The organism is Virgibacillus salexigens, from assembly GCF_014905415.1.
Lineage (GTDB): Bacteria > Bacillota > Bacilli > Bacillales > Amphibacillaceae > Virgibacillus > Virgibacillus salexigens.
This window is the reverse complement of the sequence record NZ_BNEO01000001.1, coordinates 181,506-196,867: the sequence shown is the minus strand read 5'-3', so window position 1 is coordinate 196,867 and position 15,362 is coordinate 181,506. Positions and strand designations below refer to the sequence as shown.

Annotated in this window: 18 protein-coding genes and 1 tRNA gene; 17 read left to right on the top strand and 2 right to left on the bottom strand. The window is 36.7% G+C overall.

Features of this window, described 5'->3' with window-relative positions; genetic code table 11:
• Position 1: 1 nt before the first annotated feature.
• The 12 genes from JKP73_RS01025 (at position 2) to JKP73_RS00970 (ending at position 11,704) form a co-directional block, all read left to right on the top strand.
• Positions 2-517, top strand: a complete 516-nt coding sequence (locus tag JKP73_RS01025; protein ID WP_021289065.1) for an acyltransferase — start codon at positions 2-4, stop codon at positions 515-517.
• 14 nt (positions 518-531) lie between these two features.
• Positions 532-1,080, top strand: coding sequence for a glycerol-3-phosphate responsive antiterminator (locus JKP73_RS01020; protein WP_038242978.1), 549 nt, complete (start codon positions 532-534; stop codon positions 1,078-1,080).
• A 143-nt stretch (positions 1,081-1,223) separates the two neighbouring features.
• Complete coding sequence (locus JKP73_RS01015) at positions 1,224-2,021, top strand: MIP/aquaporin family protein (protein ID WP_200410805.1); 798 nt, start codon at positions 1,224-1,226, stop codon at positions 2,019-2,021.
• Between the two features lie 40 nt (positions 2,022-2,061).
• A complete protein-coding gene (gene glpK, locus JKP73_RS01010; RefSeq protein WP_038242984.1) occupies positions 2,062-3,552 on the top strand; it encodes a glycerol kinase GlpK in 1,491 nt (496 codons plus the stop codon).
• Positions 3,553-3,794: 242 nt separating this feature from the next.
• Entirely contained in the window at positions 3,795-5,462 is a 1,668-nt protein-coding gene (locus tag JKP73_RS01005) for a glycerol-3-phosphate dehydrogenase/oxidase (RefSeq protein WP_021289061.1), read from the top strand.
• Positions 5,463-5,624: 162 nt separating this feature from the next.
• The gene (locus JKP73_RS01000) at positions 5,625-6,626 is read left to right on the top strand and encodes a tetratricopeptide repeat protein (protein WP_021289060.1); all 1,002 of its coding nucleotides are present in this window, start codon (positions 5,625-5,627) and stop codon (positions 6,624-6,626) included.
• 77 nt (positions 6,627-6,703) lie between these two features.
• Positions 6,704-7,657 (top strand): thioredoxin-disulfide reductase, encoded by a 954-nt coding sequence (gene trxB / locus JKP73_RS00995; protein ID WP_021289059.1) that lies wholly within the window; start codon positions 6,704-6,706, stop codon positions 7,655-7,657.
• 289 nt (positions 7,658-7,946) lie between these two features.
• On the top strand, positions 7,947-8,405 hold the full coding sequence (locus tag JKP73_RS00990) for an NUDIX domain-containing protein (protein ID WP_021289058.1): 459 nt from the start codon (positions 7,947-7,949) through the stop codon (positions 8,403-8,405).
• Positions 8,406-8,429: 24 nt separating this feature from the next.
• Positions 8,430-9,314, top strand: coding sequence for an RNase adapter RapZ (gene rapZ, locus JKP73_RS00985; RefSeq protein WP_021289057.1), 885 nt, complete (start codon positions 8,430-8,432; stop codon positions 9,312-9,314).
• 2 nt (positions 9,315-9,316) lie between these two features.
• Positions 9,317-10,288 carry a gluconeogenesis morphogenetic factor MgfK gene (gene mgfK / locus JKP73_RS00980; RefSeq protein WP_021289056.1) on the top strand — a complete coding sequence of 324 codons (972 nt, stop codon included), beginning with the start codon at positions 9,317-9,319 and terminating at the stop codon, positions 10,286-10,288.
• Positions 10,289-10,314: 26 nt separating this feature from the next.
• Positions 10,315-11,259, top strand: coding sequence for a DNA-binding protein WhiA (gene whiA / locus JKP73_RS00975; protein ID WP_021289055.1), 945 nt, complete (start codon positions 10,315-10,317; stop codon positions 11,257-11,259).
• Between the two features lie 190 nt (positions 11,260-11,449).
• The gene (locus JKP73_RS00970) at positions 11,450-11,704 is read left to right on the top strand and encodes an HPr family phosphocarrier protein (protein ID WP_021289054.1); all 255 of its coding nucleotides are present in this window, start codon (positions 11,450-11,452) and stop codon (positions 11,702-11,704) included.
• A 41-nt stretch (positions 11,705-11,745) separates the two neighbouring features.
• On the opposite strand, the gene clpP is transcribed toward JKP73_RS00970, so the two are convergent.
• Positions 11,746-12,333 carry an ATP-dependent Clp endopeptidase proteolytic subunit ClpP gene (clpP, locus tag JKP73_RS00965; protein WP_021289053.1) on the bottom strand — a complete coding sequence of 196 codons (588 nt, stop codon included), beginning with the start codon at positions 12,331-12,333 and terminating at the stop codon, positions 11,746-11,748.
• Positions 12,334-12,559: 226 nt separating this feature from the next.
• Here clpP and JKP73_RS00960 point away from each other — a divergent pair.
• From JKP73_RS00960 to JKP73_RS23600, 5 genes are all read left to right on the top strand, one after another.
• Positions 12,560-12,632, top strand: a tRNA-Arg gene (locus JKP73_RS00960).
• 263 nt (positions 12,633-12,895) lie between these two features.
• Positions 12,896-13,129: a phage holin gene (locus JKP73_RS00955; RefSeq protein WP_021289052.1), complete on the top strand. Its 234-nt coding sequence runs from the start codon at positions 12,896-12,898 to the stop codon at positions 13,127-13,129.
• 247 nt (positions 13,130-13,376) lie between these two features.
• The gene (locus tag JKP73_RS00950) at positions 13,377-13,643 is read left to right on the top strand and encodes a hypothetical protein (protein ID WP_021289051.1); all 267 of its coding nucleotides are present in this window, start codon (positions 13,377-13,379) and stop codon (positions 13,641-13,643) included.
• A 308-nt stretch (positions 13,644-13,951) separates the two neighbouring features.
• Positions 13,952-14,266 (top strand): YolD-like family protein, encoded by a 315-nt coding sequence (locus JKP73_RS00945; RefSeq protein WP_021289049.1) that lies wholly within the window; start codon positions 13,952-13,954, stop codon positions 14,264-14,266.
• A gap of 129 nt (positions 14,267-14,395) precedes the next feature.
• A complete protein-coding gene (locus tag JKP73_RS23600) occupies positions 14,396-14,479 on the top strand; it encodes a putative holin-like toxin (protein WP_220096165.1) in 84 nt (27 codons plus the stop codon).
• A 200-nt stretch (positions 14,480-14,679) separates the two neighbouring features.
• Here the strand turns inward: JKP73_RS23600 and JKP73_RS00935 are convergent, their stop codons facing one another.
• Positions 14,680-15,237: a shikimate kinase gene (locus tag JKP73_RS00935; RefSeq protein ID WP_160806606.1), complete on the bottom strand. Its 558-nt coding sequence runs from the start codon at positions 15,235-15,237 to the stop codon at positions 14,680-14,682.
• Positions 15,238-15,362: the final 125 nt, after the last annotated feature.

Below are 15,362 nucleotides of genomic sequence, written 5' to 3'. Positions count from 1 at the left end.
AATGCGTAAAACGAAACGATTTCCTGTAAAAGATACAAATGCTTTATGGCAAATCTATAATACGGTACCTTTTTGGAAAGTAATGAAAAATTTTATCGTCATCCAATTAGCAAGGTATACCCCAATCATCGAAATAAAAAATTGGTTCTATCGTAAATGGTTATTCATGGAAGTAGGAGAGTATACTGCTTTTGCTTTAATGGTGATGCCAGATATTATGTTTCCAGAAAAGATTAAAGTGGGTAGAAATAGTGTGATTGGTTATAATACAACAATCTTAGCCCATGAGTATTTGATAAAAGAGTACCGGATTGGAGAAGTTATGATTGGTGACGAAGTCATGATTGGAGCAAATTCTACGATCTTACCAGGAGTGACTATTGGCGATCATGCAATCGTCTCAGCAGGTACCCTTGTGCATAAAGATGTACCTGCAGGTGCATTTGTTGGCGGCAACCCAATGAAAGTGATTTACACAAAAGAAGAAATGGAACAGCGAGAAGAAAAAAGAAATTAGAGTAGGTGATTGGAGTGGATGTGCCAACTGGTATATTACCGGCGATCCGAAAGATGAAAGATTTTGATAAAGCATTAGAAACTCCTCATGATTCTATTGTTATTTTAGAAACACGGTTATCTCAGATTAAAAGCTTGGTAAACTATTCGAAGCGTGCAAACAAGCAAATTTTAATTCATTTTGATCTAATTCAGGGGCTGAAATCTGATGATTATGGGATGGAATTTTTAATTCGTGAAATCAAACCCGATGGAATTCTGTCAACACGAGCTAATGTTATTAGTATGGCAAAGAAGCACCAATTACTAGCCATCCAGCGTGTATTTCTATTGGATAGTTTGGCATTGGAACAAAATATAAAATTAATTAATCGAGTTCGTCCAGATTGTATTGAAGTATTACCTGGTTTAATACCAACGATGATTCAATACATACATGAACAAACAGAATTACCGGTGATAGCAGGAGGTTTAATAACAAAGGAAGAGGAAGTAAAGGCAGCATTAACTGCTGGAGCTATTGGTGTTTCAACTTCAAATACCGCGCTTTGGAATGTGAAGTGATCGGGTCAAAAGCCATTTACAAAAAATGGCTTTTTTTTGTGGGAATCTAGGCAACCAAATTGGTTAAGCACATACCTGTTATAAGTTTGCTCAATTTGTGGAATAACAAAAGAGCGGCTATCTTAGATAAATGAGGTGTGGATATGTCTGAATTCATAGGTGAATTAATTGGTACCATGATTTTAATTATTTTCGGGGGCGGTGTAGTTGCAGGGGTAAATTTGAAGAAAACATTATCGGAAGGCTCAGGATGGGTACTTATCTCTTTTGCTTGGGGATTAGGAGTTGCCATGGGGGTCTATGCAGTAGGTAGTATTACCGGTGCCCATTTGAATCCCGCTGTTACATTAGGTTTTGCTTCGATTGGTGAATTCCCTTGGGCGAAAGTGCCTATCTATATTTGTGCACAAATGTTAGGTGGAATGATAGGTGCAGTCATTGTGTTTTTTCATTATTTGCCGCATTGGAAAGAAACGAACGATCCTGCTGTCAAACTTGGTGTCTTTTCTACGGGACCTGCGATTCCTAGTACGATGGCAAATTTAATTAGCGAAATGATCGGGACATTCGTATTAGTCATGGGACTGCTGTTTATTGGGGCGAATACTTTTACCGAAGGACTGAATCCATTAATTGTCGGCTTATTAATTGTGGTTATTGGTATGTCACTTGGGGGCACAACTGGTTATGCTATTAATCCGGCTCGTGATTTAGGACCACGAATTGCACATTGGTTTTTACCAATTCCTGGAAAGGGACATTCCAATTGGAGTTATGCGTGGATACCAGTAATTGGGCCGGCCCTTGGTGGAATCTATGGCGGGCTTTTTTATGAGGCAATTTTTAAAACAAATGGTACAATAATATTTTGGGTCTTTAGCATAGGAATTTTATTATTATTTGTTACTGCATTAGTACAAGAGTTGAAGAAAGCGTCATAGTGGTGGTAAATTAGTAGTTGATTGTTGGGGAGGAATAGAATTGAAAAATTATATACTAGCTTTAGATCAAGGAACAACAAGTTCTCGAGCGATCATTTTTAATCATGAAGGAGAAGTAGTAGAATCGGCTCAAAAGGAATTCCAACAGTATTTCCCGAAACCAGGATGGGTAGAACATGATGCCAATGAGATTTGGACATCCATGTTGGCATGTATTTCTGATGCGTTACGTAAAGCAGATATAGAGCCTTCGGATCTTGCGGCGATTGGTATCACTAACCAACGAGAAACAACCGTTGTGTGGGATAGACATACTGGTAAGCCAATTTATCAGGCGATTGTTTGGCAATCAAGACAAACAAAAGATATCTGCGAACAATTGATTCATGATGGCTATAGCGATACATTTCGTGATAAAACAGGATTACTTATAGACCCATATTTTGCGGGTACAAAGGTAAAATGGATACTTGATCATGTGGAAGGTGCAAGAGAGAAAGCAGAAAACGGTGATCTTTTGTTTGGTACGATTGATACCTGGCTTGTCTATAAACTATCAGGAGGAAAGCAACATATTACGGATTATTCCAATGCTTCAAGAACATTAATGTATAATATTTATGATCTAAAATGGGATGAAGGATTATTAGAAATTCTTGGCATTCCTACATCTATGCTACCAGAAGTAAAACAATCATCAGAGGTATATGGCAATACAGTGGATTATCATTTCTTCGGTTATGAGGTTCCAATTGCTGGTATGGCAGGTGATCAACAAGCAGCCTTATTCGGCCAAGCTTGTTTTGATAAAGGAATGGCCAAAAACACTTATGGTACTGGTTGTTTCATGCTTATGAACACTGGAGAAAAAGGTATGAAGTCTGAAAACGGATTATTGACTACCATAGCATGGGGTGTAGATGGGAAAGTAGAATATGCATTAGAAGGAAGTATATTTGTTGCAGGTTCAGCAATCCAATGGCTGCGTGATGGCTTAGAACTTATTCATACATTTTCGGAAACTGAAAGCTTAGCGAATGCTGTCTCTTCAACAGAAGGAGTTTATCTTGTGCCTGCTTTCGTCGGTCTAGGCACACCCTATTGGGATAGTGATGTAAAAGGTTCACTATTCGGATTAACGAGAGGTACATCTAAAGAACATTTTGTTCGGGCTACGTTAGAGGCATTAGCTTACCAAACTAAAGACGTTGTTGATGTAATGGTACAAGAAGCAGGAATGCAGGTGAAGAAATTTAGAGTGGATGGTGGAGTAGTCCAAAATAATTTCCTTATGCAGTTTCAAAGTGATATGTTGAATGTTGATGTTGAACGTCCTGTTATTAATGAGACGACGGCTTTAGGTGCAGCTTATCTTGCTGGACTTGCGGTCGGCTTCTGGGAAAGCAAAGAGGAAATCGCGAATCAATGGAAGATTGATCGAACCTTTACTTCTACCATTTCAAAAGGAGAACGAGAAGAGTTGTACAATGGATGGAAGCAAGCGGTGAAAGCAGCGCAATCATTTAAATAAGCCTGTACAGACCAAAATACTTACCACTTTACCTTTCATAATTTATATGCTATACTTCTAATTAAGTTAATATGTGGACGGAGAAAAGGAGAAGCCGCAATCAACAAATATACCTTGTATATTTGTTTGTTTTGCGGCTTCTTTTTTGATTAATTGAATATTTTCCGTCTGCCCATACATGACTATCCATAAATTTGGGTATTTATATGTATAGACATTAGTGGAAATTGGGGAGTGATCATGTGAATAACTTTTCTAGTTATAAACGAACAGAACGATTAAAGGAAATGGAAAATACAAAACTGGACTTACTTGTCATTGGTGGAGGAATAACTGGTTCAGGAATCGCACTAGATGCCACAGTAAGAGGATTAAAAACAGGTCTTTTAGAAATGCAGGATTTTGCTGCTGGAACATCTAGTAGATCAACCAAGTTAGTACATGGAGGCCTTCGTTACTTAAAGCAATTTGAAGTGAAAATGGTAGCTGAAGTCGGAAAGGAAAGAGCGATTGTTTATGAAAATGGTCCCCATGTAACCACTCCAGAGTGGATGATGCTTCCATTCCACAAAGGTGGAACATTTGGGCCGTTTACAACAAATATTGGTCTTCGTGTTTATGATTTTCTTGCAGGGGTTAAAAAAAATGAACGGCGTAAAATGTTTAATCCTGAAGAAGCTTTAAATCGCGAACCACTGGTCAAAAGAGATAATTTAAAAGGCGCAGGCTATTATGTTGAATATAAAACAGATGATGCTCGTCTGACAATTGAAGTATTAAAGAAAGCTGTACAAAAGGGAGTACAAGCTGCTAATTATATGAAAGTCACTGATTTTATCTATAATGATAACAACAAGGTTGAAGGAGTTGTCGTTGAGGATCAAATCAATGGTGAAGAATATCGTATTTTTGCTAAAAAAATTATCAATGCTGGTGGTCCTTGGGTTGATGAGTTAAGAGAAAAAGATGGATCTAAAAAAGGAAAGGCACTTCATCTAACCAAAGGAATCCATTTGGTATTTCCGAAAGAAATCTTCCCGCTGCAACAAGCCGTTTACTTTGATACGCCGGATGGTCGGATGATCTTTGCTATTCCTAGAGAAAATATTACCTATGTAGGTACTACGGATACAAGCTATAAGGGAGACATTGCCAATCCAAAAATGACAGTTGAAGATCGTGATTATTTAATTAATGCAATCCATTATATGTTCCCTTCATTAAATATTACTGCTGACCATGTAGAATCAAGCTGGGCTGGCTTACGTCCGTTAATTGCTGAAGAAGGAACAGACAATCCTAGTGAGATCTCTAGAAAAGATGAAATTTTCGTATCTGATTCTGGCTTAATTTCAATGGCTGGTGGTAAGTTAACGGGGTATCGTAAGATGGCTGAACAAGCAGTAAATACGGTAACAAAACAGCTTCAAGAAGAAGAAGGTATTATGTATTCTAAATCGGATACGATACATCTACCTATATCTGGTGGAGAAGTTGGTGGATCGCAAGGGTTTAAAAAATTCATGGAAAGAAAGTCTGCTGAAGCAGTGGCAGAAGGTATAGATGAATCAACAGCGCGTAATTTAATTCAAAAATATGGCGCTAACTTTGAGACTGTTCTTGAGCTTTATCGTACAAAACAAGGAGAAGCCAAACAAGCAGATATCGATCCAGTAGTCTTTGCACAACTTCTATATGCTATTAAACACGAAGCGGCTTATAAACCAGTAGACTTCTTTATTCGACGTACAGGAGCATTATTCTTCGACATTGAATGGGTAAGATCACATAAAGATAATGTCATTGACTATATGGCTCAAACACTGAACTGGACGGATGACCAAAAAGAAGTATTTACAAAACAGTTGGACGACTTAATGTATGATGCCACACATCCGGTTGCTAACTAATATGCCTTTAAAGGAATACCTACGAAGACTTTCCAGACAACTTGAGGAATTCGCGTAGGTGTTCCTTTTTGCTTTTGAAAATGGTTCGATTTTACTACTATATAATTCCCCGCCTATTTATGATATACTTTGTTCGTATGTTTACAAACTAGGGGGATACACATGCAACAGGTTACAAGTAAATCAAGTGGAAAACAAAACAATGTTCTCCCTTTCATTCCTGAAGGTGATTTTTATTTCACAAAAGGTGTAGAAGCTTTTCAAAAAAGAAAATTCGACATAGCAATTAAATGGATGAAAAAAGCGATCGAACAAAAGCCAGCGGATCCATTATATAAATGCCAACTATCGATTATATATACAGAAATTGGTGCTTATCATGCTGCCAATCAATTATTAACGAAGGTATTACAATCATCTGAGTATGTAGATTGCTATTATTTAATGGCTAACAACTATGCGCATCTTGGTTTATTAAATGATGCTAAAAAATATGCCGATCTTTATTTGGAAAAACAGCCTGAAGGTGACTTTAAAGATGATACGCTTCGTTTATTAGATTTAATTGATATTGAAGATGATGAAGACGATTGGGAAATGGAAGATGAAGATGAATTGCTCATTTATCAAGAAACCGTCTTTTATCATATGGAGAATTTAGAATGGGATAAAGCGATCCCTTTGTTAGAAGAAATGATGTATTTATTTCCTGAACATAAAATCACCAAGCATGATTATACACAAGCTCTATTCTTTTCCGGTTATCAAGCTAAAGCAATTGAATTAGAAATAAATGAGCTTAAAGAAGACCCTACTTCTTTATACAGTCATACAAATTTAGCTTTGTTTTATTATACAATGGATAATCATAAAGAATATGATTTTCATATTCAGACATTACTAAATGTATATCCTATTCATGAACAGCAAAAATTACGGATTGCTGTTACGCTGTCAAGAACAAGACAACATGTCGAAGCTTATCGTCGGTTTGTGTTACTTGCAAAACCAAAAGTAGCTGGTCATCCATCCTACTTTAGATGGTATGCTTTATCAGCTTATTATATCGGTGAAACAGCCAAGGCTGAACTGATCTGGCAAGAAGGAACAAAGAAACATTCTAATTTAACCAATGAGTTAGCTCCTTGGGAAATGGATACTTGAGCATAATAATAGACGAATCCAGTTGATTTTAATAAGCTAAGTATGGCTGAATTATAATAGAAAAAGGGGCGATAGTGATGTCCGAAAACCAAATGTATGATGTTATTATTGCAGGGGCTGGCCCTGCTGGTATGACTGCCGCTGTGTATGCTTCTCGTGCAAACCTAAACACGCTAATGATTGAGCGAGGCATTCCCGGAGGTCAAATGGCAAATACCGAAGATGTGGAAAATTATCCAGGTTACGACCATATTTTAGGACCTGATTTATCAAATAAAATGTTCGAACATGCAAAAAAGTTTGGTGCAGAATATGCTTATGGTGATATTAAAGAAGTAATTGATCACGGTGAGTACAAAACAGTTGTTGCTGGTAAAAAAGAATATAACACCAGAGCACTAATTATAACAACTGGTGCACAATATAAAAAACTCGGCATCCCTGGAGAAGAAGAATTAGGTGGGCGTGGCGTTTCATATTGCGCTGTTTGTGATGGTGCCTTCTTTAAAGAGAAAAATCTTATTGTAATCGGCGGAGGAGACTCAGCTGTAGAAGAAGGGATTTATTTAACGCGCTTTGCAGATAAAGTAACTGTCGTGCATCGTCGTGATGCTTTACGTGCACAACGAATCCTTCAGGATCGAGCATTTGATAATGATAAAATTGATTTTATTTGGGATACAGTAGTTGAAGAAATTAACGAATCTGGCGGAAAAGTCGGAAGCGTAACTTTAAAGAACAATAAAACTGGGGAAAAATACGATCATGCAATCGATGGAGTATTTGTTTATATTGGCATGGTGCCATTAAGTGAACCATTTAAGTCTCTCGGAATAACAAATGATGAAGGCTACATTCCTACAAATGAGCATATGGAAACCAATATTTCTGGAATTTTTGCTGCTGGCGATATTCGTGATAAAACCTTACGTCAAATTGTGACTGCAACCGGAGATGGAAGTATTGCAGCAGAAGCTGCCATAAAATATGTAGAAGACCTTAACGAAGAATTAAAAACAGCGAACTCTTAATAACAAAATACCGTTTTTAAGAAAAATTTACCAATAGTAATTGGTTTTTAATGGCGTTGTAATATATTCGCAATAATTATGGGGTATAATAAGAAGTAACTAATTGACCCCCTTTTAATAGATAGATTAGTTTTTTGGCACAGGTGTTGTAACCTGTGCTCTTTTTTTTTGCTTGAAATAAGTTGTTGGTAAATAACTACAGGACAGGCTTATGGAAGTTTTTTGTCGGAACTAGTATAATTAAATTTGGAATGAACGAAATTCCGTTTTTGTATTGAGGTGAATTGGAATGCAACGTGTGACCAATTGCATAGTAATAGATAATAACCATATATTAGTAATAAAAAAACCAAAACATGGCTGGTATGCTATTCCTGGGGGTAAAATGGAGCAGGGAGAAACAATCCGGGAATCGGTAATTCGAGAATATCAGGAAGAAACAGAGCTGTCTCTCCACCATCCAAGATTAGCTGGAGTCTTTACTTTCAGTATTTTGGAAGACACAACTTCTACACGTGAATGGATGATGTATACATTCGTGTGTGAGCATTATGAGGGGCAGCTAACGGACTTTTGTAGAGAAGGAGAACTTGAGTGGGTTGAAATAGACCGAATAAAATCTCTACCTATGGCTGAAGGTGACCGAATGATATATGAACATGTACTGCAACATGAAACGGTAGTAACTGGAGCTTTTTCTTATACAGAGGAAGATGAACTAATTAATTATCGGATAGATCCATTATAGGACGAGGTAAAGGGGAGTCACAGAATGAGAAGCGGAAAACTTGAAACAAAACTGGTAATCATTACGGGAATGTCCGGCGCAGGGAAAACGGTAGCTGTACAAAGTTTTGAAGACCTGGGGTATTATTGTGTGGATAACCTTCCTCCTACATTATTGCCTAAATTCATTGAACTAATGAAAGACTCTACAAATAATATTCAACAAGTTGCACTTGTAATGGATTTACGCGCTAGGGAATTTTTTGATACATTATCCGATGCATTAGATGTACTGGCCACAGAAGATTGGCTCGATGAACATATTCTTTTTTTGGATGCAAAAGACGAAAAGCTTGTTAGTAGATATAAGGAAACAAGGCGCTCACATCCATTAGCAGTTGGTGGCCTCCCGCTAAAAGGAATACGTCAAGAAAGAGAGATACTAGATGAACTTAGAGGAAGAGCTCAACGTATTATTGATACGACAAATCTGAAGCCAAAAGAACTTCGTGAAAAAATTGTTCAAAAATATGCAGAGGAAGAACAAGAAGTATTTTCTGTACACATGGTCTCTTTCGGATTCAAGTATGGATTGCCGATTGATGCTGATCTTGTATTTGATGTGCGTTTTCTGCCAAATCCCCACTATGTTGGAAATTTACAACCGTTAACGGGGCTTAACAGTGATGTATCTTCTTATGTATTTAAATGGACAGATACACAGAAATTTATTGCAAAGGTCCTCGACCTTCTTCAATTTATGCTTCCACAATATAAAAAAGAAGGCAAGTCACAACTGGTTGTGGCAATCGGCTGTACTGGAGGACAACATCGGTCTGTTGCTCTTGCAGAACACTTCTCTAAAGAGTTAGCTCCGAATTACATTACTCATGTTAGTCATCGTGATATTGACAAAAGAAAGGGACGTTAAATATGACTAAAGAAAACCTCCCACATGTCGTCGTTGTAGGGGGTGGTACAGGTATGCCTGTATTGCTTCGAGGATTAAAGGATCTTCCAATCCAACTGACTGCATTAGTGACAGTAGCTGATGATGGTGGAAGTACAGGAAGATTGCGTAATGAAATGGCTATCCCTGCACCTGGGGACATTCGTAATGTTATTGCTGCACTTTCCGACGCAGAACCGATGTTAATTGAATTATTTCAGCATCGGTTTGATGTTGGAAATGGATTATCAGGGCATTCGATGGGTAATTTACTATTAGCAGCGATGACATCTATCACTGGAAATTTTAATATGGGAATTCGGGAAATATCACGTGTATTAAATGTAAAAGGGAAGATATATCCGATATCTAATGATAATATGTCGCTACATGCCAGAATGACAGATGGTACCGTAGTCTCCGGAGAATCAAATATCCCTTTATCGAATAAAAAAATTGAACGTGTTTTTCTTAGTCCGCAGCCCGTACAACCCTTACCTAATGCTGTTCGAGCTTTAAAAAAAGCCGACCTTATTGTTATTGCACCTGGCAGTCTTTATACTAGCATTATGCCAACAATTATTATGCCGCAAATTGATGAAGCAATTCGTGAGACGTCAGGAAAGGTTGTTTATGTCTGTAATGTAATGACGCAAGCAGGTGAAACTACTGGATATACAGCAGCTGATCATGTTCAAGCTATTCGCGACCATATTGGGGATTCAAGTGTGGATGCGATTGTTGTTCACAATGAACCAATTGAACAAGCGGTTCGTGCTATTTACGCTGAAGAAAATGCAGCTCCGGTAATCTATGATACGGACCGGTTATTAGATATGGGATTACAAATTATTGAAGGGGATATCATTGATCCAACCAGATCAACATTACGACATGATAATACGAAAGTTTCATCTTTGTTATATTCCTTATTAAAAACAACAACTGATTTTTAAGTAGAGTCAATAAAGGGAGGGATTCGATGTCCTTCGCGTCGGAGATAAAAAAAGAACTAACCGCTATGGAAGTAGAGGATTGTTGTAAATATGCTGAGTTAGCTGCATTGATTCGAATGAATGGAGCGATCTCATTATCGAAACAAAATTATACATTAGATGTTCAAACAGAGAATGCAGCAATTGCGAGACGTATTTACACACTAATCAAAGCTGTTTATGATATGCCTGTGGAATTGCTTGTTCGAAAAAAGATGAAGCTTAAGAAAAATAATGTATATATTGTTCGTTTGAAAGAGCAAGTACGTTCGTTATTAGTTGACTTAAATATATTACAAGAAGCTTATGCTTTTAAGCGAACGATTTCTGAGAAGTTTATGGATAAATCCTGTTGTAAGAAGGCATATATGCGCGGAGCATTTCTTGCAGGTGGTTCAATTAATAATCCAGAAACGTCTTCGTACCATCTCGAAATCTTTAATTTCTACCAAGAGCATAATGATTCTTTATGCCATCTTCTAAATGATTTTGAGCTTCATGCACGTAAGCATGAGCGGAAGAATGGATACATTGTTTATATAAAAGAAGCAGAGAAAATAACTGAATTTCTTGGACTTATTGGCGCGCATAATGCGTTATTTAAATTTGAAGATGTACGTATTGTGCGAGATATGCGTAATTCTGTTAACCGCATAGTAAACTGTGAAACAGCAAATTTAAACAAAACCATTGGTGCTGCATTCAGACAGATTGAAAATATTCAATTAATTGAACGGACAGTCGGTCTTGACCAATTGCCAGAAAAATTAAGAGAGATAGCGATACTCCGAGTGAAACATCAGGACGTTTCATTAAAGGAATTAGGAGAATTAGTCTCTAGCGGTAAAATTTCAAAATCTGGTGTTAACCATCGACTGAAGAAAATCGATGCATTTGCTGAAAAAATAAAAAGTGGAGAAGGTATACAGTAAATTTATTTTCTTTACTTCCTATTCATGCTATAATACGTGTAATCATTGAATGCAAGAATTTTCCAAACACACGATCTCGATTTATATAAAATCGTGGATTAGTAGGGAATACTTACTGATTCACGAGAATAATATAGATCGAAGATACATTATAATTTGTTAGCGCTTACAAAAAGGGGGGAGTGAGGTTTTGGTTGAGAAGATAATTAAAGTGGAATTACCATCAGGATTACAGGCGAGACCGGCAGCTGAATTTGTTCAGGAGGCAAACCGATATACGGCTCATATTTTTTTAGAGAAGAATGGAAAAAAGGTGAACGCGAAAAGTATTATGGGTTTAATGAGTTTAGCGGTTACTGCTGGTGAAGAAATAACGCTTATTGCTGATGGGATGGATGAAGAAACAGCGATGACCGAATTGGTTTCTTTTGTTTCGAAGAAGTAAAAAAATCCCCTTCAGTCCAAAGACTGAAAGGGATTTTTTTACTATTCTGGCTTACGTTCTAAAACTTTATCAATCAAGCCGTATTCTACGGATTTCTCAGCTGTCATAAAGTTATCGCGATCTGTATCACGTTCAATTACTTCAATTGGCTGTCCCGAGCGTTCAGAAAGAATTTGATTGATTTTTTCCCGCATCTGAATGATTCGGCGAGCATGGATTTCAATATCTGTTGCTTGACCTTGAGTACCACCTAAAGGCTGATGAATCATTACTTCACTATTAGGTAAAGCGAAACGTTTACCTTTTTCACCAGCTGTCAGTAAGAATGCTCCCATAGATGCAGCCATTCCGGTACAAATTGTAGATACGTCCGATTTAATAAATTGCATCGTATCATAAATTGCCATTCCAGCTGTAATCGATCCACCTGGTGAATTGATGTATAGGGAAATATCTTTTTCTGGATCTTCTGCTTCTAAGAATAGTAGTTGTGCTACAATTGAGTTAGCAACATTGTCATCAATTGCACTACCAAGCATAATGATACGATCTTTTAATAACCGTGAATAAATGTCATAGGCGCGCTCTCCGCGGTTTGTTTGTTCAATAACTGTAGGAATTAAATTCATGAAAAATCCTCCTTATCTATTCAAGTATCCATATGATCGGATATACTTATCATAACTAATAGGTCAAAAAAGGTCAAACGAAAACTTTCAATGATAGCAAAGGAAAATACACATACATTCATTCCCATCTGAATAAAAAATAAACCTATCTTAGAGAAAAAATACTTGTGTAACAGCTGAGTTGACGTTATAATATTCTATGTGTCTCATTTACATAATAGTACATGCGCCCGTAGCTCAGGGGATAGAGCAACGGTTTCCGGTACCGTGAGTCGGGGGTTCGAATCCCTCCGGGCGCGTTAGTTAATCCTTTAAAAGCACGTATAAACAAAGGTTTTGTTTATACGTGCTTTTATATTGAGCATTAATTTTTCGTTAATTTTGATAGAAGTAAGCAGGAATGAAAGCGATATTTGTCGTATTTATTGATAAACGTAGAACTCTATTGGTAATGGTGCAAAAATGTTACGAATGTTTTTACCATAAAGTCACACCTTCTTGGCATATATATAAGTACAAGCAATTCGCTTACCTTTATTTTTACAAGATGGAGGTGAACAACATGGACCGAGGCACGCTTATTCGTACGATTGTTTTGGTATTAGCATTAATTAATCAATTTCTTATTGCAGCAGGAAAAAATCCGATTCCTGGCTCCCAAGAACTTTGGGGTGAAATTCTTTCCTTGTTATTTACAGCTTTTGCTAGTATTTGGGCTTGGTTTAAAAATAATTACATTACTGAACGGGGAAGACAACAAAAAGAAGTACTGCAAGCAAATCATTTAATTAAATAGTGAAAGACTAAGATGTTACGAATCGTTTTGTCCATCGAGGGGATGCTCGATGGATTTTTTTTATACAGAGAATGGTACAGTACATTTCTCAAAGGCCTGGTCTTACGTGGGTTCGAACCCTTACTTCTAACATCTCCATTCCATGCGGTTGCCATGTGAATAAGCTTGTATTAAAAAGCAGCGTTCTTTCATATGTTGAGGTGATTTCTATAATGATATTTGGTTATCCTAATACTGGGTGATAAATATGAAGGCTAATGATATGGAAAGCAAACGGTTTGATAAGGCTTTGGATGAATTTATCGATCTTTTTAATAATTTAGAAACGGATGTTCCAATTATTCAATTTGGAGAGGATGTAATAAAAAACATCGAACTTGCTAAGCAAAAATATGGGGAGGCAGTGATCGACAAAAAAATTAACATAGTGGTTCGTGAAATGCTTTCCTTGCTTGATTTAGAAAATATGAAGATAGAAGAAACAACAGCTGATGATACAGAAAAAAATAAATAAACAGATATGAAAAAATTACTAGTTAAAAACACGCATATATGTTCTGTTTTTGTGATACAATAAGAACAAACGTTCTTGAAGAGGTGTCATATTGTGATAGGATTACTTCAACGTTCAAAAGAAAAAAAGCAAAAACTCGTTTTAGTTTATATTGATCACGACAATCAGATAACACAACGATTAATAAGGGTGGTAGAAATAAACCGAAATTCCATATTGGCATATTGTTTTTATCGTCAACAACTGCGAAGGTTTACCTTTAAAAACATTCTTTCATGTGGACCAGTTAAAAGAAAGGAAAGTGCTTAATGAGTATGAATGATCGTGGATCCATTAAATGGACATCAATGATGTTACCTGAACATGTGGAATTATTGAATAGAATGTGGGCGGAACAGGAATATAAGGAAAAACCTGTCCTGGATGAACAGCGGCTTGTGGAAATGGATGCTCAACTGCAATTAGCTATATGTAATGATTTGACAATTGAAATTAAGCATTATAATGGTCGAGATTATTTAACCCATAGAGGAAAATTAAAAAATATTAATAAAAATAGATTAACCTTAGACAATGAGACGGCGATTGAACGGATAAATATTCTAGATATCTGGGTTGATTAAATAATGATGTAGATGGGCATTACATCCAAAAATAGGAATTAAGCATAATTTTTGTTACAATATAGTTGTACAATATGGCTTTCGTGGGTGGCGGTTTCACTCCCTGACTGAATTGCAGGAGAGGGGGTGATGCCTATGACAGTGTTTGAAGCGCTTGTGCTGATGATCTCGTTTGGTTCATTAGTTGTTGCATTGCTGTCACAAAAAAAATAACCACCCATAAGCCTGGCAAGCATAGTGGGTAGTTATTTTCTATAAACTGTGTGAGCCGCCCCCTTGAAGGGCTATTGTACATGGCCGATGGTGTACCAGCACCATCGGTCTTTACATTCTTCAAAAGTAAGACCATTCTTATCTTATGATTAACTAATTATATTATACCCCACTAAAAAGAAAAAGAAAACTCCAAGTTATTATTTTTGTGGTTCATATATGTCCCAAGCTGTTTTTAAAGAATCCACAATATAAGAGGCTGCTTCATCAATCATTAATTGGTCAGTGGGAACGGTTGAATGATGGTCTTGATAAATGGATTTCCTTTCTTCGAATAATGCTTTTATTTCGTCAAGACTTTTCCCTTGTAGGACAGGTCGGCTGTCAATAAGTAAACTAATTCGATCTTGCCAAGATTCCCAAGATAAATCTAAGTAAAAGACAATGCACTTGTCTAGACACATTTTCCTTATATCCTTTTGAAGAAATGCTCCGCCACCTAGAGAAATAATTTTTAGCTTTTGATTACAAAGTCCTTGGATAATTTCTTTTTCTTTCTGTCTAAATACATGCTCGCCATAGGTTTGAAAAATCTCAGAAGCAGGTAAACCAAATGTTGCCTCAATCTCTTGATCTGCATCAATAAAATCTCGAAACAGCTTTTTGGCTATTTCTTTGCCAATAGTTGTTTTTCCAACTCCCATAAATCCAATCAAAACAATACTTTTTTGTCGTAATGGTATATCTTGTCCGTTCATACGTTACCTCTTTCTTTCCAATCATTTTTTCCAATTATAGACCAAATTGAATATCTATGCACGAGGCAAAAAAGGATGTTCTGTATTTGTTGGCAACATATTATGTAACGATTATAATAAATAGT

Excerpts from the sequence above, each read along its gene's own strand:
- JKP73_RS01025 (WP_021289065.1), top strand. The coding sequence starts at position 2 with ATGCGTAAAACGAAACGATTTCCTGTAAAAGATACAAATGCTTTATGG.
- JKP73_RS01015 (WP_200410805.1), top strand. The coding sequence starts at position 1,224 with ATGTCTGAATTCATAGGTGAATTAATTGGTACCATGATTTTAATTATT.
- JKP73_RS01000 (WP_021289060.1), top strand. The coding sequence starts at position 5,625 with ATGCAACAGGTTACAAGTAAATCAAGTGGAAAACAAAACAATGTTCTC.
- trxB (WP_021289059.1), top strand. The coding sequence starts at position 6,704 with ATGTCCGAAAACCAAATGTATGATGTTATTATTGCAGGGGCTGGCCCT.
- JKP73_RS00990 (WP_021289058.1), top strand. The coding sequence starts at position 7,947 with ATGCAACGTGTGACCAATTGCATAGTAATAGATAATAACCATATATTA.
- rapZ (WP_021289057.1), top strand. The coding sequence starts at position 8,430 with ATGAGAAGCGGAAAACTTGAAACAAAACTGGTAATCATTACGGGAATG.
- mgfK (WP_021289056.1), top strand. The coding sequence starts at position 9,317 with ATGACTAAAGAAAACCTCCCACATGTCGTCGTTGTAGGGGGTGGTACA.
- whiA (WP_021289055.1), top strand. The coding sequence starts at position 10,315 with ATGTCCTTCGCGTCGGAGATAAAAAAAGAACTAACCGCTATGGAAGTA.
- clpP (WP_021289053.1), bottom strand. The coding sequence starts at position 12,333 with ATGAATTTAATTCCTACAGTTATTGAACAAACAAACCGCGGAGAGCGC.
- JKP73_RS00955 (WP_021289052.1), top strand. The coding sequence starts at position 12,896 with ATGGACCGAGGCACGCTTATTCGTACGATTGTTTTGGTATTAGCATTA.
- JKP73_RS00950 (WP_021289051.1), top strand. The coding sequence starts at position 13,377 with ATGAAGGCTAATGATATGGAAAGCAAACGGTTTGATAAGGCTTTGGAT.
- JKP73_RS00945 (WP_021289049.1), top strand. The coding sequence starts at position 13,952 with ATGAGTATGAATGATCGTGGATCCATTAAATGGACATCAATGATGTTA.
- JKP73_RS23600 (WP_220096165.1), top strand. The coding sequence starts at position 14,396 with ATGCCTATGACAGTGTTTGAAGCGCTTGTGCTGATGATCTCGTTTGGT.
- JKP73_RS00935 (WP_160806606.1), bottom strand. The coding sequence starts at position 15,237 with ATGAACGGACAAGATATACCATTACGACAAAAAAGTATTGTTTTGATT.